General features: G+C 73.4%; 14 protein-coding genes and 1 other RNA gene. 10 read left to right on the top strand and 5 right to left on the bottom strand.

Annotated elements, in window-relative coordinates; translation table 11 throughout:
- The first annotated feature begins 163 nt into the window (after positions 1 to 163).
- A complete protein-coding gene (locus EV372_RS00715; protein ID WP_130394319.1) occupies positions 164 to 1,462 on the top strand; it encodes an ATP-grasp domain-containing protein in 1,299 nt (432 codons plus the stop codon).
- Entirely contained in the window at positions 1,462 to 3,495 is a 2,034-nt protein-coding gene (locus EV372_RS00710; protein WP_130394317.1) for a CocE/NonD family hydrolase, read from the top strand. Before EV372_RS00715 ends, EV372_RS00710 begins: the two co-directional genes overlap by 1 nt.
- A gap of 212 nt (positions 3,496 to 3,707) precedes the next feature.
- On the opposite strand, the gene EV372_RS00705 is transcribed toward EV372_RS00710, so the two are convergent.
- Together EV372_RS00705 and EV372_RS00700 are read right to left on the bottom strand one after the other, a co-directional pair.
- Positions 3,708 to 6,092, bottom strand: coding sequence for a Tex family protein (locus tag EV372_RS00705; RefSeq protein ID WP_197044344.1), 2,385 nt, complete (start codon positions 6,090 to 6,092; stop codon positions 3,708 to 3,710).
- 383 nt (positions 6,093 to 6,475) lie between these two features.
- Complete coding sequence (locus EV372_RS00700) at positions 6,476 to 6,826, bottom strand: hypothetical protein (protein ID WP_130394313.1); 351 nt, start codon at positions 6,824 to 6,826, stop codon at positions 6,476 to 6,478.
- 230 nt (positions 6,827 to 7,056) lie between these two features.
- Here EV372_RS00700 and EV372_RS00695 point away from each other — a divergent pair, with 230 nt between their 5' ends.
- The gene (locus tag EV372_RS00695) at positions 7,057 to 8,367 is read left to right on the top strand and encodes an MFS transporter (protein ID WP_130394311.1); all 1,311 of its coding nucleotides are present in this window, start codon (positions 7,057 to 7,059) and stop codon (positions 8,365 to 8,367) included.
- Between the two features lie 99 nt (positions 8,368 to 8,466).
- Positions 8,467 to 9,120, top strand: coding sequence for a winged helix-turn-helix domain-containing protein (locus EV372_RS00690; protein ID WP_130394309.1), 654 nt, complete (start codon positions 8,467 to 8,469; stop codon positions 9,118 to 9,120).
- Positions 9,121 to 9,138: 18 nt separating this feature from the next.
- Here the strand turns inward: EV372_RS00690 and EV372_RS00685 are convergent, their stop codons facing one another.
- Positions 9,139 to 10,002 (bottom strand): deoxyribonuclease IV, encoded by an 864-nt coding sequence (locus tag EV372_RS00685; protein ID WP_130394307.1) that lies wholly within the window; start codon positions 10,000 to 10,002, stop codon positions 9,139 to 9,141.
- Between the two features lie 160 nt (positions 10,003 to 10,162).
- Positions 10,163 to 11,584, bottom strand: a complete 1,422-nt coding sequence (locus tag EV372_RS00680; protein ID WP_130394305.1) for an FAD-binding oxidoreductase — start codon at positions 11,582 to 11,584, stop codon at positions 10,163 to 10,165.
- Between the two features lie 62 nt (positions 11,585 to 11,646).
- Between EV372_RS00680 and EV372_RS00675 the strand changes: the two genes are divergently transcribed.
- From EV372_RS00675 to EV372_RS28940, 6 genes are all read left to right on the top strand, one after another.
- Positions 11,647 to 12,609 carry a helix-turn-helix transcriptional regulator gene (locus tag EV372_RS00675; protein ID WP_130394303.1) on the top strand — a complete coding sequence of 321 codons (963 nt, stop codon included), beginning with the start codon at positions 11,647 to 11,649 and terminating at the stop codon, positions 12,607 to 12,609.
- A gap of 53 nt (positions 12,610 to 12,662) precedes the next feature.
- On the top strand, positions 12,663 to 13,526 hold the full coding sequence (locus tag EV372_RS00670; protein ID WP_130394301.1) for a Nif3-like dinuclear metal center hexameric protein: 864 nt from the start codon (positions 12,663 to 12,665) through the stop codon (positions 13,524 to 13,526).
- A 98-nt stretch (positions 13,527 to 13,624) separates the two neighbouring features.
- Positions 13,625 to 14,386, top strand: a complete 762-nt coding sequence (locus EV372_RS00665) for a CT398-like coiled coil hairpin domain-containing protein (protein WP_130394299.1) — start codon at positions 13,625 to 13,627, stop codon at positions 14,384 to 14,386.
- Complete coding sequence (locus tag EV372_RS00660; protein WP_130394297.1) at positions 14,383 to 15,024, top strand: histidine phosphatase family protein; 642 nt, start codon at positions 14,383 to 14,385, stop codon at positions 15,022 to 15,024. The genes EV372_RS00665 and EV372_RS00660 overlap by 4 nt, the downstream gene beginning before the upstream one ends.
- Positions 15,025 to 15,076: 52 nt before the next feature.
- Positions 15,077 to 15,462, top strand: an RNA gene (gene rnpB, locus EV372_RS00655) — RNase P RNA component class A.
- Between the two features lie 382 nt (positions 15,463 to 15,844).
- Positions 15,845 to 15,994 carry a hypothetical protein gene (locus EV372_RS28940; protein WP_013153920.1) on the top strand — a complete coding sequence of 50 codons (150 nt, stop codon included), beginning with the start codon at positions 15,845 to 15,847 and terminating at the stop codon, positions 15,992 to 15,994.
- Here EV372_RS28940 and EV372_RS00650 read toward each other — a convergent pair.
- A complete protein-coding gene (locus EV372_RS00650; RefSeq protein ID WP_130394295.1) occupies positions 15,943 to 18,306 on the bottom strand; it encodes a SulP family inorganic anion transporter in 2,364 nt (787 codons plus the stop codon). The two genes, EV372_RS28940 and EV372_RS00650, sit on opposite strands and share 52 nt — an antisense overlap.
- Positions 18,307 to 18,583 lie beyond the last annotated feature (277 nt).

Here is an 18,583-nt window from a genome sequence, read left to right as displayed (position 1 = left end):
CGGCCGGTAAAGGTTGGGAAAACGCCTCGCGGTCCGGTCGGGGCGGGTGGGGAAGAGGGGCATCCTCACAGGTAGGAGTGGGTGGCGCCGGTGGCCGGGGCGCATCGGGTCTGCGGTGCGGGGGCGTGGCCGCCGGCTGGCACCACCCCGCCGGAGGTGCCCGATGACCACGAACGTCTTCGTCCTGGGGCTCGACGACCAGAACCGGGAGGTCCTGCGCTCGCTGCCCGCCGAACGCGGCTACCGCTTCCTCCAACTGCTCGACCTCGACGAGATCGGCCAGGACCGGCCGGTGGACCTGCCCGCGGTCCTGGCCCTGGCCGCCGGGAGGCTGGACTCCTTCGAGGCGGGGGTCGATGCGGTCATCGGGTTCTGGGACTTCCCGGTCAGCTCGCTGGTGCCGCTGCTGTGCCGGGACCGGGGGCTGTCGTGCGCGCCCCTGGAAGCCGTCGTCCGGTGCGAGCACAAGTACTGGAGCCGTCTGGAGCAGCGCGCCGTCATCCCCGAGGCGGTTCCCCGGTTCGCCGAGGTCGGCCTCGACGCCACGGTCAAACCGGAGGGGCTGTCCTATCCGCTGTGGGTCAAGCCGGTGAAGTCGTGCTCCTCCGAGCTGGCCTTCCACGCCGCCGACGACGCCGAGTTCCGTGCGGCGATGGACCGGATCAGGGCGGGCGCCGGGCGCTTCGGTACGCCCTTCCAGTGGGTGATGGACCTGCTGCGGCTGCCCCCGGAGGTCGCCGGGTGCGGGGGCACGGCCGCGCTGGCGGAGGAGGAGGCCACGGGCGACCAGCTCACCGTCGAGGGCTACGTCCGCCGGGGCGTTCCCCACGTCTACGGGATCGTCGACTCCCACCGCTACCCGGGCACGTCCAGTTTCCTGCGCTACGAGTACCCGTCCAGGGTGCCCGAAGAGGTCGGCGCGCGCCTGACCGAGCTGTCCGAACGGGTGATCTCCCGGATCGGCCTGGACGACGTGACCTTCAACATCGAGTACTTCCACGATCCGCGCAGCGGCGATGTCCGGCTCCTGGAGATCAACCCGCGCCACTCCCAGTCGCACGCCAGGCTGTTCGAGCTGGTGCGCGGGGTGTCCAACCACGAGATCTGCCTGAGGGTCGCGCTGGGGGAGGAGCCCGAGCTGGAGCGCGACGGGCGGTACGCGGTGGCCGCCAAGTGGTTCCTGCGCCGCTTCCGCGACGGCTTCGTCGCGGCGGTGCCCACCGCCGAGGACGTCGCGCGCGCGGAGAAGACGGCGCCGGGTACGAAGGTGGAGATCGTCGCGCGCCAGGGCCAGCGGCTCTCCGACCTGCCCCTCCAGGACAGCTACAGCTTCGAGCTGGCCCAGGTGTTCGTGGGCGGAGGGGACGGCGAGGAGTGCGAGCGCAGGTACCGGGCCTGCGTGGCGGAACTGCCCTTCACGATCCATGACACCGACGACGTCCGACAGGAGGGGGTCCGGTGATGAGGACCGTCAGCGACCTGCCCCACGAGGTCCGCGAGGACGAGTACGTCCTGATCCCGATCAGTGACGGGGTCCGGCTCGCCGCGCGGATCTGGCGTCCGGTGGGGAGCGAGGAGGCCCCGGTGCCGGCGGTCCTGGAGTTCATCCCGTACCGCAGGCGCGACCTGACCGCGCAGCGCGACTCGGTGCACCACCCCTACATGGCCGGGCACGGGTACGCGTGCGTCCGCGTGGACCTGCGCGGCAGCGGCGACTCTGAGGGGGTGCTCACCGACGAGTACCTGGAACGCGAGCTCCTGGACGCGGAGGAGGTGCTCGCCTGGCTCGCCGGGCAGCCCTGGTGCGACGGCCGCACCGGCATGATGGGTATCTCCTGGGGCGGGTTCAACGCCCTCCAGGTCGCCGCGCGGCGGCCGGAGAGCCTGCGGGCGATCGTGACCGCCTGCTCCACCGACGACCGCTACTCCGACGACGTGCACTACATGGGCGGATGCCTGCTGGGGGACAACCTGTCGTGGGCCTCCACGATGTTCGCCTACAACTCCTGCCCGCCCGATCCGGAGCTGGTCGGTGAGCGCTGGCGCGACATGTGGCACGAGCGGCTGGACCACAGCGGCCTGTGGCTCGACACCTGGCTGCGCCACCAGCACCGGGACGCGTACTGGAGGCACGGTTCGGTGATCGAGGACCTGGGCGCGATCCGGGTGCCCGTCATGGCCGTCAGCGGGTGGGCCGACGGTTACTCCAACTCGGTCTTCCGGCTGCTGGCGGGTCTGGGGGTTCCCTGCCTCGGGCTGCTGGGCCCCTGGTCGCACAAGTACCCGCACCTGGGCCAGCCCGGCCCCGCCATCGGTTTCCTCCAGGAGATGGTGCGCTGGTGGGACCGCTGGCTCAAGGGCGTGGACAACGACGTGATGGACGCACCCGCCCTGCGGGCCTGGATGCAGGAGAGCGTGGTCCCCTCCACCGCCTACGAGGATCGGCCCGGGCGCTGGGTCGGCGAGCGGGAGTGGCCGTCACCGAACATCGTGTTCGAGTCACGCTCGCTGGGGGCTGGCCGGGTGCTCGGAGAGGGGGAGCGGGAGAGGAGGGAGGACGCCCTGACCCTGTCCTCTCCGCTGTCCACCGGACAGCACGCGGGCAAGTGGTGTTCGTACAACGCCCCTCCGGACCTGCCCTACGACCAGCGCGAGGACGACGGCGGGTCCATCGTCTTCGACAGCGTGCCGCTTCCCCGGCGGTTGGAGATCCTGGGCTCCGCGGTGGTCGAACTCGAACTGGCGGTGGACCGGCCCGACGCGATGGTCGCGGTGCGGTTGTGCGACGTCACGCCCAAGGGGCAGGCGACGCGGGTGACCTACGGGCTGCTCAACCTGACCCACGCCGACGGCCACGAGAGGCCGCGCAAGCTCGTGCCCGGGCGCCGGTACCGCGTGTCGGTCCCCCTCAACGGTGTGGCCCAGGCCTTCCCGGCCGGGCACCGGGTGCGGGTCTCGGTCTCCACCTCCTACTGGCCGCTGGTGTGGCCCTCGCCCGAGCCGGTGACCCTCTCGGTGTTCCAGGGGGAGCACACGCGTGTGCTGCTGCCGGTGCGTCCGGTCGAGGGCGGCGGTGACGGGCGGGGCGTGGCGGCCTTTGGAGAGCCCGAGGGCACCGCCCCGATCGCGACGAGCCGGATCGCTCCGGGCGAGGAGCGGTGGGACCTGACCCAGGACCTGGTGCGCTACGGGGCCGCGCTGGAGGTGGTCAAGGACCTGGGGACGGTGCGCTTCGACGACATAGGCCTGGAGGTGACCCGTCGGGCGGAGGAGCGCTACAGCAGGGTCGGCGACGACCACGACTCGGTGCGTGGCGAGGCGGTGTGGACGATGGGCTTCGCCCGCGGCGACTGGTCCGTGCGGACCAGGACCCACACGGTGCTCACGTCCACGGCGACCGACTTCCACCTGCACGCGACGCTGGACGCCTACGAGGGCACGCGGCGCGTGGCCACCAAGATCTACACCTCGGTGATCCCGCGGGACCACGTCTGACCCGGTCGGGGCCGGTCGGGGGCGGTCGGCCTCCGCCACCGCAGAACCGGGGAGGAGCCGGCATCCGCGCGCCCGGCGTGCCGCGGGGCCCGGACGCCCGCGAGGCCGGGGGCTCGTGACGCCCGTGCCGCCGGGACGCGTCGGCCCCCGGTCGCGGCTCGGGCGCGGGGAGGGCGGTCGCCCCCTCCCCGCGCCCGTGGGCGGCGAGGGTGCTACTTGCCCAGACCGGCGCGGCGCAGCGCCTCGGCCATCGCGCCCTGCGGGGCGGCGCCCCCGCTGTTGTCGCGGCCGCGCCCGCCGCCGTTGTTGCGACGTCCGCCGCCACCTCCGCCGCCGTTGCCCCGGCGGCGGTCGTTGCCGCCGCGGTCACCGCGCTCCTCGCGGCCGCCCCGGCCGCCGCGGGCGGGCGCCTCGTCGTCCAGGCGCATGGTCAGGGAGATGCGCTTGCGCGGGATGTCGACGTCCTGGACCTTGACCTTCACGATGTCGCCCGGCTTGACCACGTCGCGCGGGTCCTCCACGAACTTGTACGACAGCGCCGACACGTGCACCAGGCCGTCCTGGTGCACGCCCACGTCCACGAACGCGCCGAAGGCCGCCACGTTGGTGACCACGCCCTCCAGGAGCATGCCCGGGGTCAGGTCCTGGAGCTTCTCCACGCCCTCCTTGAAGGTGGCGGTGGTGAAGGCCGGGCGCGGGTCCCGGCCGGGCTTGTCCAGCTCGGCGAGGATGTCGGTGACCGTGGGCAGACCGAAGGTGTCGTCCACGAAGTCCTCGGGGCGCACCCGCGACAGCAGGTCCTTGTTGCCGATGAGCGAGGGCAGGTCGGTCCCCACCCGGTCCAGGATGCGCCGCACCACCGGGTAGGCCTCGGGGTGCACCGCGGAGGCGTCCAGTGGGTCGTCGCCGCCGGGCACGCGCAGGAAGCCCGCGCACTGCTCGAAGGCCTTGGGGCCCAGGCGCGGCACCGAGCGCAGCGCCTCGCGGGTGCGGAAGGGGCCGTTGGCGTCGCGGTGCGCGACGATGTTGCGCGCCAGGGTGGAGGTCACGCCCGACACGCGGGTCAGCAGCGGCACCGACGCGGTGTTGACGTCCACGCCCACGCCGTTCACACAGTCCTCGACCACCGCGTCCAGGGAGCGCGACAGCTTGGTCTCGGCCAGGTCGTGCTGGTACTGGCCGACCCCGATCGACTTGGGGTCGATCTTGACCAGCTCGGCCAGCGGGTCCTGGAGGCGGCGGGCGATGGAGGCGGCGCCGCGCAGCGACACGTCCAGGTCCGGCAGCTCCTCGGAGGCGTAGGCCGAGGCCGAGTACACCGACGCGCCCGCCTCCGACACCATCACCTTGGTGAGGCCGAGTTCGGGGTGGCGCTTGATCAGGTCGGCGGCGAGCTTGTCGGTCTCGCGGGAGGCGGTGCCGTTGCCGATCGCGACCAGTTCCACGCCGTGGGCGGCGCACAGCCCGGCCAGGCTGTGGATGGCGCCGTCCCAGTCGCGGCGGGGCGCGTGCGGGAAGACCGTGTCGGTGGCCACGACCTTGCCGGTGGCGTCGGTGACCGCGACCTTGACCCCGGTGCGCAGGCCCGGGTCCAGGCCCAGGGTGGCGCGGCTTCCGGCGGGGGCCGCCAGCAGCAGGTCGCGCAGGTTGGCGGCGAACACGTTCACGCCGTCGTCCTCGGCCCGCTGCCACAGCCGCATGCGCACGTCGATGTCCAGCCGCACCAGGATGCGGGTGCGCCAGCCCCAGCGCACGGTGTCCTGGAGCCAGCGGTCGGCGGGGCGGCCCCGGTCCACGATCCCGAAGTGGTGGGCGATGGCGTTCTCGTAGGTGCTGCGGGGCGTGGTGCCGTCGGGGTTCTCGGCCGGGGCGTCCTCCGGCTCCAGGGTGAGGGTGAGGATCTCCTCCTTCTCGCCCCGGTACATGGCCAGCACGCGGTGGGAGGGCAGTTGGGTGAGCGGTTCGGAGAACGCGAAGTAGTCGGCGAACTTGGCGCCCGCCTCCTCCTTGCCCTCGCGCACGGCCGAGCCCAGCCGGCCCCTCTCCCACAGCCGCTCGCGCAGGACGCCGGTGAGGTCGGCGTCCTCGGCGAAGCGCTCCACCAGGATGGCGCGGGCCCCGTCCAGGGCGGCCTTGACGTCGGCCACCTCCTTGTCGGGGTCGACGTAGGCCGCGGCCGCCTCCCGGGGGTCCTGGTTGGGGTCGGCCAGCAGCCCCTCGGCCAGGGGTTCGAGCCCCGCCTCGCGGGCGATCTGGGCCTTGGTGCGCCGCTTGGGCTTGTAGGGGAGGTAGATGTCCTCCAGCCGGGCCTTGGAGTCGGCCGCGTGGATGCTGGCCTCCAGCGCCTCGTCCAGCTTGCCCTGGGAACGGATGGACTCCAGGATCGCGGTCCGGCGCTCGGCCAGCTCACGCAGGTAGCGCAGGCGCTCCTCCAGGGCGCGCAGCTGGGCGTCGTCCAGCGCTCCGGTGGCCTCCTTGCGGTAGCGGGCGATGAAGGGCACGGTCGATCCGCTGTCGAGCAGGTCGACGGCGGCGGTGACCTGGTGCGCGCCCACTCCGAGTTCCTCGGCGATGCGCTGGTCGATCGTGGGTGTCACAGGCGTCGTCACTGGTTAAACGTCCACTCTCTGGCTGTTCGGTGCGGGGACATTCTGGTGGCGGGGAGGGACATTGTCATCCCGTCGGCCCCGTGTCCCAGGTTCGCGCACTGTGGCGGTGGTCTCGCCCGGTTCCCGCGCGGGGAGCGCCGGACACGGCGCGGGGGCCCTCGCCGGGGCGGTTTCGCAAAGAACGGGGCGGAGCGGTCCCCGTGCGCGGGGCCGGTCCGTGCGGTCGGAGGCGGGGGAGGCGGTCGGGAGGGAGGGACCCGGGGCGGCGCCCAGCTTCCAGGAAAGCGGAAGGGGCCGGTCCGCGCCAGCCCCCGTCACCGCCTGTGGACAACCGCGCCGCACCCTCCCACCGGGGACGCGTCCGCTTCGGGTCAGCCGTCGGTCTCGTTGAGGTAGTCGGGGGCGTAGTACTCGTCGAGGGGGAGCGGGCCCCGGTAGCCCTGGCACATGCACTGGCGGTAGGTGGAGCTGGCCTGCCCGGTCCAGCGGCCGGGGATGACCACCTGGGTCTGGCACCTCTTGCTCTGCTGGTCGTGGAAGACCAGGTGGTGGCCGCACCCGCAGAGGGGCTGGGGGTTCTGCGGTGCGCCCAGGGCCCGGGCCTGTTCCCGCCTGCGCTGCTGGTCGAGCGCCTCCCGCGTCTGGCGTTTGGTCAGCAGGCGGCCGAACAGGAACCCGCCGAGAGCGATCGTGGCTCCGAAGACCATGGAGACCGGATCCATCCGGCGACACCTCATTCCTTGAGCCGGAACCCGCCCCGGAGCCCGGGGCGTACGTCCTCCATTGTCGCCCATAACGGGCTTCCGGTGGCGGGGAGGTTCCTCTCCCGTGCTCCTGGCGACGCGTGACGGCGGTGTCCCCGAAAGTAGTGCAGAGAAAACTTTGCATGTAGGTCTTTGCAAAGAAAACTTTGTCTTACGGTGGTGGCACCCCCGAACCCAGGAGGACCTCCATGGCCACCGAATTCCCCGCCACGCCGCCGCGCACCGAACGCCTCGGCGGGGTCTTCCACCGCTTCTGGGCGGCCGGAACCCTCACCAACCTCGGCGACGGGATGCTCACCACCGCCCTACCGCTGGTCGCCGCCACCCTCACCCACGACCCGCTCGCCGTCTCGGGGCTGGTGGTGGCGCGCTTCCTGCCCTGGCTGCTCGTCGGGCCGTTCGCGGGCGTGCTGCTGGACCGGGTCGACCGCCTCCGCGCCATGACGGTCTCCAGCACGGTCGCCGCGATCGCCGTCACGGCCCTGGCCGTGCTGATCGCCACCGGCGGCGCCACCCTGTGGGCCCTGTACGCCACGATCTTCGTGGTGATCTGCTGCGAGACGGTCACCGACCCCGTCACCCGGATCACCGTGGCGCGGATCGTGCCCGGCCGCCTGCTGGACCGTGCCAACAGCAGGCTGGAGGGCGGTCGCCTGGTGGCCCAGGACTGTGTGGCCACCCCCGTCGCCGGTGTGCTCTTCGCGGTCGCCGCCGCCCTGCCCGTGGCCGGGACGGCCCTGTCCTACGCCCTGTGCGCCGTGCTCGTGGTGACCGTCGCCCTCATGCTGCGGCGCGCTCCCGACCCGGCCGGGTCCACCGGGTCCACCGGGGCCGCGGAGAGCGGTGAGGGCGCGGGGTCCGGCCAGGGCGTCCTGCGCTCCTTGCGGGAGGGCTTCGCCCACGTCTTCGGCCAGCCGCTGACGCGGGGCCTGGCGTTCAACAACGCCGGGTCCATGATCGGCATCCAGATGGCCACCTCGGTGCTGGTCCTCTACGCCCAGGAGGTGCTGGGCGTTCCCGCGGCCCTGTACGGGCTCTTCCTGGCGTCGATCGCGGTCGGGGGCGTCCTGGGGGCGGTGCTGGCCTCCCGGCTCGTCGCGGGCCTTGGCCGCAGGGCGGTCATGATGGGCGGCTACCTGGGGATGGGGGCGTGCCTGCTGGCGGTGGGCCTGGTGCCCAACGCCTGGTCCGCCGCCCTCGCCTGGGGGCTGATGGGCCTGTGCCTGACGGTGACCAACGTGTCCGGTTCCCTGTTCTTCCAGGCCGTGGTCCCCTCCCACGTGCGCGGCCGGGCGGCCGCCGCCTTCCGCATGATCGGGTGGGGGCTGTCCCCGGTCGGCGCGCTGCTGGGCGGCCTGCTGGGCCGGATCGACCTCGCCCTGCCCTTCGTGGTCGGCGGACTGGTCATGGTGGCCACGCCGCTGGTCTTCCGCCGGGCCGTCGCCGAGTGCGCGCGGCTGTCCGACGAGGCCGTGGCCTCCGCCGCTGACGAGAGCTGACCCCGCCGCGCTCCAGGAGGGCGACACGTGTGCCAGCGGTACCAAGAAAGCTTTGCAGCGGGCTGTTTGCGGAAGGGTCCCCGCAGTACGGTGAGGGCCATGACCGACGACGTCCCCTCCGACCCCCACGAGCAGATGCGGGTCAGCGCCCAGGCCCTGCGGGGCCTGGCCCACCCGCTACGCGCCCGCCTGCTGGACGAGCTCAGGCTCAACGGCCCGGCCACCGCCACCATCCTGGGCCGGCGCCTGGGGGAGAGCAGCGGCGCCACCAGCTACCACCTGCGCCAACTGTCACGCTACGGGTTCATCGACAACGAACCGGGGCGCGAGGGCGGACGCGAGCGCTGGTGGCGGATGCGCCCCGGCGGCTGGAGCATGTCCGGGCACGAGTTCCTCAGCGACCCGCAGACCCGGGTCGTCGCCCAGGCCGTCCTCGACCGCCTCTACCAGCAAAAACGGAAACGGTTCGCGGACTGGACCGCGCTGGTCTCCGACAGTCCCGACCTGCCCGCGGTGCGCAGGTGGAAGGACGCCGCCACCGACTCCACGAGCCACGCCCGGATGACCCCGGAGGAGGCGGCCGAGTTCGCCGACGCGCTCAACGACTTCCTCGGCTCCTGGGGGAAACGCTTCCAGGGGCGGACCCCCGAGAGCCACCCCGACACCGACGTCGTCCAGGTGGACACCGCCCTCTTCCCGATCCTGCCCGAGGCCGAGGGCAGGTCGGACGGGACCGCCGCCGAGCGGGACTGACCGCCCGACGGCCGCCCCTCAGGCCTCGCGCAGCTTCTTGAGCGCGGCCACGTCGGCGGCGTGCGGACCGGCCGGGCCCGGGGTCTCCAGGATCAGCGGCACCCCGGCGCTCACCGGGTGGCGGAAGAGCTCACCGAACGGCTCCGCGCCGATGTGCCCGGCGCCGATGTTCTCGTGCCGGTCCCTGCAGCTGCCGCACGCGGCCTTGGAGTCGTTGCAGTGCACGACCCTCAGCCGGTCGGCGCCGACCACCGCGCCGAAGCGGTCCAGGGCCGCGCGCATGCCCTCCACCGTGGAGATGTCGTGCCCGGCGGCGAACATGTGCGCGGTGTCCAGGCACACACCCACGCGCGGGTGCCACTCCAGCACCTTCAGGTAGGCGGCCAGGTCGTCGATGGTCGCGCACAGCACCTGGCCCTGACCGGCCATCGGCTCCAGCAGCACCGGAGGGACGTCCTCGCCCAGCCCCTCCAGCAGCGGCATCAGCCGTTCGCGGGTGCGCGACAGGCCCACCTCGCGCCCGCCGGAGACCGCCGAACCGGTGTGCACGACCACCCCCAGCGCGTCGATCTGGGCCGAGCGGCGCAGCGCGTGCTCCAGGGAGCGCACCGACTTCTCGGCGGTCTCCTCGCTGGGGGTGCCCAGGTTGATCAGGTAGGGGGCGTGCACGAACACGGGCAGGTCGGTGCGCTCGCGCATCCGCGCGTCCTGCGCGGGGTCGCCCCCGTTGGTCGCCCACCCGCGCGGGTTGGACACGAAGACCTGGACCGCCTCCGCGCCGATCTCCGCGGCGTAGGCCAGGCCCTTGTCGGCCATGCCGCCCGCGACCGGGACGTGTGCGCCGACCGGGGACGGGGGCCGCTGCTGCTCGCTCTTCTCCATAGCCCGACAAGCCTAGAGGCCGGTCGGAGCCGTCGGTCCGTGCCGGTGCTCACACCACCCGACCGGGGAGGCGGGGGCGGGCGCCGTCCAGTCCGGTTACCGGAGCCGCCGGAAGCGGTGCGCGCTCCCGGCGGCGGGTCCGGTGCGGGCCGCGCCCCGGTCACCAGCCCCCGGCCGGGATCGGCCGGTTGGAGTGGAACACCCCGCGCGGGTCGTACGCGGCCTTGACGCGGGCGAGCCGCGCGTGGTCGTCCTCGTCGAAGACCTCGCGGACCTCGGCCTCCTCCATCGGCCCGAAGCCCAGCGTGGACGAGCGGCCCACCGCGTACGGCCCGAACAGCGCCGCGGCCCGCTCGCGCAGGTCGCGCATCGCCTCGGTGTCCTCGGTCTCGGCGAAGGTCAGCACCGTCAGCGCGTAGGCGGCGCCCCGGTGCCCGACGGCGTTGGCGACCCGCGGCTCCCGGGCCAGCGCCCCGCCCAGGTGGCGCAGCCAGACCACGCAGAAGAACGGCGCCTCGCCCGTCATCCGGATCAGCTCGGCCAGCGCCTCCCCGTCCAGCCGGTCCACCAGCACGCTGCGACCGCGGAACCCCGCCCGGTCCTGGTGTTCGTCGAAGACCGCGCCCGACTCGTCGTAGGGCATCTCGCGCAGAGTGTCCGCCAGCACCGGGGCGGCCGAGCGCAGCGGCTCCACCACCTTCGCCCCCTCCTCCAGCGGGCCCGACCAGGCCACCGACACCTGGGCCACCCGGCGGCCGCGCATCGGCTCGGGCACGCCCTCCATGTCCGGGTAGACCATCACGGAGGCCCCCGAGGTCATCTCCTCGGGCGCCGACTCGGCCCACCGCCGCCAGGCCTCCAGCACCCCCGGTTCGGCTCCGGCGTCCAGGAGCAGGCTCCCGCCGTAGATCCGCGGGACCGGGAACAGGTCGATCTCCATCCCGGTGACCACGCCGAACGCGCCCGCGCCGCCGCCGCGCACCGCCCAGAACAGGTCGGGGTCGTCGTCGCCGGTGACCTGCCGCAGGAGGCCGTCGGCGGTGACCAGGTCCACGCGCCGCACGTGGTCGGCGGCGAACCCGTACCGGCGGGCCAGCAGCCCCACGCCGCCGCCGAGCGTGTAGGAGACCGCGCCCACGGCGGGGGAACTGCCCGACAGAGGCGCCAACCCGTGCTCGGCGGCCGCGTCGGCCACCGTCTGCCAGGTGGCCCCGGCCTCCACCCACGCCGTGCCGCGGTCGGGGTCCACCCGCACCCCGTCCATGCGGTGGGTGGCGAGGAGGACGCCGCCCGCCATACCCGCGCCGAGCCCGTGCCCGGTGAGCTGGGCCGACACCCGCAGCCCCCGTTCCGAGGCCCAGGCCACGGCGGCGCGCACGTCCTGGGCGTCGACCGGCTCCACCACGGCGTCGGGCCGGTGCCGGTCCAGCAGCTGCATTCCCGTGCGCGCCCCGTCGTAGGCGTCGGTCCCGGGCGCGTGCACCGGTCCGCTCACCCGTCGGGTCAGGTCCCCCAGCGCGTCCGTGTCGCTCGTCGTGCTCTTGGTGCCCTTGGTGCCCGTGTTCTCGTTGTGCTCGCTCATGTCGGCCACCGTAGGAACCCATGCGGTCACAACATGACCGCGATCTCTGGCAGTCTGCGTTCATGGGCCGATCCGTACGCGGGGAGATGCCGCAGCGGCTGCTGCGGCTGCTGTCCCTGCTCCAGGTCCGGCGCGAGTGGAGCGGCGCGGAGCTCACCGAGCGGCTCGGCGTCAGCGCCCGCACCCTGCGCCGCGACGTCGAACGGCTGCGCGGGCTCGACTACCAGGTGGAGGGCACGCCCGGAGTGGCGGGCGGCTACCGCCTGGCCTCGGGACGCGACCTGCCCCCGCTGCTGCTGGAGGACGAGGAGGCCGTCGCGATCGCCCTGGGCCTGGCCACCGCCACCGGGTTCCAGGACAGCGCGCTGCGCGCCCTTGCCAAGCTCGAACGCGTCCTGCCCGCCCGTCTGCGCCCCCGGCTGGCCGCCGTGGGCGGCGCCACCAGCGCGGTGCCCCACCCCGACGCCCCCGGTGTGGACCCCGCCGTCCTGGGGTCGCTGGCCTCCTCCTGCCGCGACCTGGCCGTCACCGACTTCGACTACCGCGACCGGGAGGGCAACGCCCGCGGGCGCCGGGTGGAGCCGCACCACCTGGTCTCCCACGGCGGGCACTGGTACCTGATCGCGCACGACACCGACCGCGACGACTGGCGCACCTTCCGGGTGGACCGGGTCAGCGGCCCGCGGCCCACCCACCGGCGGTTCGAGCAGAGGCCGCTGCCCGCGCCCGACCCGGCGGCCTTCCTCACCCGCCTCTTCGCCGCGGGCGTCTACAGACACACCGCGCACCTGACCCTGGAGCTGTCCGCCGAGGACTTCCACAGCCGATTCCACGGCCCCCTGCCCGGCCGGGTCGAACCGCTGGACGACGACCGCTGCCGCATCCGGATCAGCGCCGACTCCCTCGACCTGGTGTGCCAGTACACGGCGGCGGCCCTGGCCCTGGGCGTCCCCTTCACGCTGGACGCCCCGCCCCGGGTCGCCGAGCGCCTGCGCGACGTCGGCGCGCGCCTGGCCCCTCCCTGAACCGCGACCGCCGGTGGACCGCGACCGGCCGCGGGAGCGCTAGGGTCGGGGCCGTGAACACCGATTCCGCGCACCTGACCCTGTCCGACGTGACCGCCGCCTTCGAGCGGGTCTACCCGCCAGCGTGGGCCGCCTCCTGGGACGCGGTCGGGCTGGTGGCGGGCGACCCCGCGCAACAGGTCGCGCGGGTGCTGTTCGCCGTCGACCCGGTCGACGCGGTCGTCGACGAGGCCCTGACCTGGGGCGCCGACCTGATCATCACCCACCACCCGCTGATGCTGCGCGGTGTCACCAGCGTGGCCGCCGACACCCCCAAGGGGCGGATCGTGCACCGGCTCATCCGGTCGGGGACCGCCCTGTACACCGCGCACACCAACGCCGACACCGCCTCGCCCGGCGTGTCCGACGCGCTGGCCCGCGCGGTCGGCCTCACCGGGCCGCTGCGGCCCCTGGACCCCGACGCCACCGACCCCGAGGGGCGCCGCGGCATCGGCCGGATCGGCGCCCTGGACCGGCCGGTGCTCCTGCGCGAGTTCGCCGAGCAGGTCGCCCGCGGGCTGCCCGCCACCGCGGCCGGGATCCGCGTCGCGGGGGACCCGGACCGCCTCGTGAACACCGTCGCGGTGTCCGGGGGAGCGGGGGACTCCCTGCTCGGCGCGGCCCGGGCCGCGGACGTGGACGTGTTCGTCACCTCCGACCTGCGCCACCACCCCGCCTCGGAGTTCGTGGAGAACCCGGGCGGCCCCGCCCTGGTCGACACCGCCCACTTCGCCAGCGAGTGGCCCTGGCTGGCCGACGGTGCGCGCCACCTGGTCGACGCACTCGGGCGCGCGGGCGGCCCGGATGGGGCTAACGTGGAGGTCCGCGTCTCGACGACGGTCACGGACGCCTGGTCACAGGCCGTCTCACACGTCTGAGAGAGACCACGGGCCCCGCGGGGTCGCCGACCAAACTGCACAGAGTAGAGCGCGGGCGGCGTACTCGCCCTCCCCAGCCATCACAGGAGACGTCACACGTGAAAGCCGAACCCGCCGCACAGGCCAGACTCCTCACCCTCCAGGACCTGGACACCGACCTCCAGCGCCTGGACCACCGGGCGCGCACCCTGCCCGAGGTCGCCGAGGCGGCCCGGCTCAAGGAGCGGGTCGACCAGATCGACAGCGAGCTGATCACCGCGCAGACCGGGGTCTCCGACGTCGAACGCCAGCAGCGCAAGGCCGAGAGCGACGTCGACCAGGTGCGCACGCGCGCCGACCGGGACGCCAAGCGCCTGGAGTCCGGGCAGATCACCAACGCCAAGGAACTCCAGAACCTCCAGTCGGAGATCACCTCGCTGGGCCGCCGCCAGGCCGAGCTGGAGGAGATCGTCCTGGAGGTCATGGAGCGCGCCGAGGAGCTCAACGCCACGGTGGCCCGCCTGACCGCCGAGCGCGAGCGCCTCGTGGCCGAGCACACCGAGATCGTGGCCCGCCGCGACACCGCCGCCGCCGAGATCCAGTGGGACCGCACCCGGACCACCCAGGACCGCGAGCGCGTGGCCGAGGAGATCCCCGCCGACCTGCTCGCCCTCTACGACAAGATGCGCGCCCAGTACGGCGGCGTGGGCGCGGCACCGCTGCGCTACGGCCGCTGCGGGGGCTGCAAGCTCGCGCTGAGCACCGTCGAGCTCAACGAGATCCGCGCCCAGGCCGCCGACGAGGTCGTGCGCTGCGAGGACTGCCGCCGCATCCTGGTCCGCACCGAGGAGTCGGGTCTGGGCGGCCGGACCGAGCAGTGAGCACCGGCTGGGGGGCACCGCCCGACACCGCGCCGACCCGGCTCGTCCTGCTGCGGCACGGGCAGACGCCGCTGTCGGTGGAGCGCCGTTTCGCGGGCCGGGGCGACATCCCGCTGACCGAGGACGGGCACGCGCAGGCCAGGGCGGCCGCGCGCCGCCTGGCCCCGCGGCCGTTCGACGCGGTGGTGTCCTCCCCGCTGCGCCGCACCAGGGACACCGCTGCCCACGCCGCCGAGGCGCTCGGGCTGCCGGTGGAGGTCGACGAGGGGTTCGTCGAGACCGACTTCGGCGACTGGGAGGGGATGACGTTCGCCGAGGCGCGGGCGCAGGCCCCGGCCGAGGTGGACCGGTGGCTGGCCGACCCGGAGACGGCGCCGCCCGGTGGAGAGAGCTTCGCCGCGGCCTCCCGCAGGGTGGCCGCCGCCCGCCGGGCCCTGGTCGAGCGGCACCGGGGGCGCACCGTCCTGGTGGTCACCCACGTGACCCCCATCAAGGCGCTGGTGCAGCAGGCCCTGCTCGCCCCGCTGGAGGCGCTGTACCGGATGCACCTGGACACCGCGTGCCTGACCGAGGTGGACGTGTTCGCCGACGGGCCCATGGTGGTGCGCTCCCTCAACGACACCGCCCACCTGGCGTGAGGGGCCGAGGGGGAGCGGGGCCGCGGCGGCGGGCGTAGAATGGGCGGCGAGGGGAGTCGGCCAGGCGGTCGCGGACCGCGCCTGGTGCGCGTGTTCGAGGAAAGTCCGGACTCCACAGGGCAGGGTGGTCGGCAACACCGACCCGGGGTGACCCGCGGGACAGTGCCACAGAAAGCAGACCGCCACCGCTCGCGGTGGTAAGGGTGAAACGGTGGTGTAAGAGACCACCAGCGGCCGGAGTGATCCGGTCGGCTCGGTAAACCCCACCCGGAGCAAGGTCAAAAAGGGAACCTTCGGGTTCCCGCGCGGATGTTCGAGGGCGGCCCGCCCGAGTCCGCGGGTAGACCGCACCGAGGCCGTCGGCAACGGCGGTCCCAGATGGATGGCCGCCCGGTTCCTCGGAACCGACAGAATCCGGCTTACCGGCCGACTCCCCTCACACACCCTTCTGACCAGGCGCTCCGCGCGGGGGAGACGGCCGTGTTCCGGTTCTGTCCCGGGCGGCGGACCAGCCGGAGAGCGGGAGCGGGCCGATCGCTCCGCGTCCGGATCCCTCCACGCGTGAGCCGGGCTGGCGCGGCCCCACCCGGGGTGTTCCGGCGGGCGCGGCCCCCGGGCGGCGGGTCGGAGGGGCCGAGAGACCACTCGCGGTGCACGGGTACAGTCCTACAGCCCTCCGGTGATGGCCCGGCGCCCGCGCGCACCGATAGATTGGCCCCTGCGCTCCCTACCCCGGGCGACCTCCGGAGCGCGTACGCCCGTGGGCCGACGTCCGGGGTCGGACCCAGCGGGCATCCGCGTTCACGGGAATGGGTGCATCTTGTTCGACTCCACCGCCTTCTGGGTGGCTCTCTTCGGTCTGCCTGTCGTGGCCATCGTGGTGATCGTCCTGCTCGCCTCCTACCAGGCCTCAGGCGTTCAGCAGGACGGACGCGACGACGCGCCCGACGAGGACTCCTCCACCAGCTGATCCCCGTGGTCCGCATCCGTCCTCGGGTGGGGCACGGGGTCGTTCACGTCCTGGACGCCCTGCACGGGGACGAACTCCCCCGTCTCGGCGTCCAGGAGGTGCACCCTCGCCGTCTCCAGGTCGTAGTACATCCCCGTCAGCGTCAGCTCGCCCGCCTCCACCCGTTCGCGGACCACCGGGTAGCTCGCGAGGTTGCCGATCTGCGCCTCCACGTTGGCCTGGGCCAGACGGCGCAGCGCCTCAGCCGTGGGCAGGCCCGACAGGGCGCCCGACTCCTCGCCCACCCGCGCCAGGCTCTCCGAGCCGTGGGACAGCCAGCGGCGCATGTGCGACGCCTGCTCGTCCGCCTCCAGGTGGGCCTTCTCCAACAGGGCCTGCATCGCCCCGCAGTGCGAGTGGCCGCACACCACGATCGAGGGCACCCGCAGCACGTTCACCGCGTACTCGATCGCCGCGCCCATCGAACCGTTGTCGGGGGCCTCCCGCGGCGGCACCAGGTTGCCGAGGTTGCGCACGGTGAACAGGTCGCCGGGCCCGCTCGCGGTGATGAGGTTGGGCACCACGCGCGAGTCGGCGCAGGTGACGAACAGGGCGGTCGGGTTCTGGCCGTGCGACAGGCGGCTCATCACCGACCGCATCCGGTCGGTGGTGCTGGCGTGGTACTCGCGGGCACCGGCCGCCAGCAGGCCCAGCGCGTTCACCTCGCGGTCGCCGTCGCCGCGCATCTCCCAGGGGGCCCACCAGCGGGCCAGGCCGCCGGGCGCGGTCTTGGCGGCGGGCGCCGACCGGGTGGAACTGCGCGTGTACCACTTCTCGTGCACCTCGTCGATGTCGACGCTGCCGCCGGTACGCTCGTGGTCCACCCGCCAGGCGTGGATGGCCTCGAAGGCGGCGTGGTCCATGAAGTCCACGTGCAGGTCCAGGTCGACCCGTGAGCCCGAGGGAACGGTGCGCAGCACGTGCGCGAGCCGGGGCACGCCCAGGAAGGTGAGCGAGCCGTGCACGGTGATGTGCACCCGCTCGTCGCGTTCCTCGGTGGTCACGGTCAGCTTGGTGAGCCTGCGCAGGGAGACGATCATGGCCAGTCCGAAGCCGATGAACACGCCCTCCAGGAGCCCCAGGAACACCACGCCGAACAGGGTCACCAGGTAGACGCTGGCCTCGTGGTGGCGGCGCAGGTCGCGCAGGTGGGCGATCGAGACCATCTGCACGCCGATGAACACCAGCAGCGCCGCGAGCGCGGGCATCGGGATCAGCTCGACCACGTGCGCGAACAGGGCGACGAACAGCAGGATCCACACGCCGTGCAGGATGGTCGAGAGCGGGCTGCGCGCCCCGGCGCGCACGTTGGTGGTGCTGCGCACGATCACACCGGCCACCGGCAGCCCGCCCAGGGCGCCGCTGATGGTGTTGGCCGCGCCCTGGCCGCACAGCTCGCGGTTGAGCATCACCCGGCGGCCGCTGTGCATGCGGTCCACGGCGATCGCGGCGAGCAGGGACTCGACGCTGGCGACCATGGCCACGGCGGCCACGCTCAGGGCGATGCCGTCCCACTGCCCGGCCTCGGGCAGCATCGGGCCGTTCCAGGCGTCGGCGAAGGAGCCGGGCAGGACGACGGTCTGCACCTGCCAGCCACTCGTGGTGGAGATGAGGGTCGCGGTGGCCACGGCGACCAGTGCGGCGGGCACCACGGCGGGCCGCAGCCGCCCGAGGGAGGGCAGCTTGTTCCAGGTGAACATGATCGCGATGGTGATGACGCCGACGGCGACGGCCGGGGTGTGGTTGTTGGCGATCTGGTGGGGCAGGTCGGCGATGTTGGCCACCGCCGAGCTCTGCGGCTCCCCGCCCAGGACCACGTGCAGCTGGGCCAGGGCGATGGTGACGCCGACCCCGGCGAGCATGCCGTGCACCACGGCGGGGGAGACGGCCAGGGCGGCCCGGGCGATGCGGAAGGCGCCGAGGGCGAGCTGGACCAGCCCGGCCAGCAGGGTGATCAGGCAGGTCACCCGCCAGCCGTAGGTCATGACCAGGTCGGCGACGATGATGGTCAGACCGGCGGCGGGGCCGCTGACCTGGACCACGGACCCGCCGACGAGTCCGGCGACGATCCCGCCGACCACGGCGGCGATGATCCCGGCGATGAGCGGGGCGCCGGAGGCGACGGCGATCCCCAGGGACAGGGGGACGGCGACCAGGAAGACCACCAGTGAGGCGCCGACGTCGGCGGCGATCCCCCTGTGGCGGTCGAAACGTTGCCCGGGTGAGGCCGTGGGCGGCCTCTCGGACGTGACTCCCTGGGCGTCGTTGCGCATGGTTACTCCATTCGGGTTGGACCAGGCAAGTGATGCGTGGGCGCACGGGGACTGCGGTGTTCGGATCGGGGGGCGCGCGTGGAGACACGGGATGAGAGAACGTCCCTGAGGGTGTCCTTCGCGCTACCAACTGTAGCCAGTATCCGCCACGGAGTGTTACGGTCTGTTGCTCCTTTGGTAACCATTTTCCTGTCTTCACATGTCCTGGGGACAAATCAGGACAGAGAAAACCCCGAGGTGGCGGGCTCGCCTACCGCCTCGGGGTGTGAAGTGATGT

Source organism: Nocardiopsis sp. CNZ308 (genome assembly GCF_004217075.1).
The sequence above is the reverse complement of the archived record's forward strand: the minus strand, read 5'-3'. Positions and strand labels throughout refer to the sequence as shown.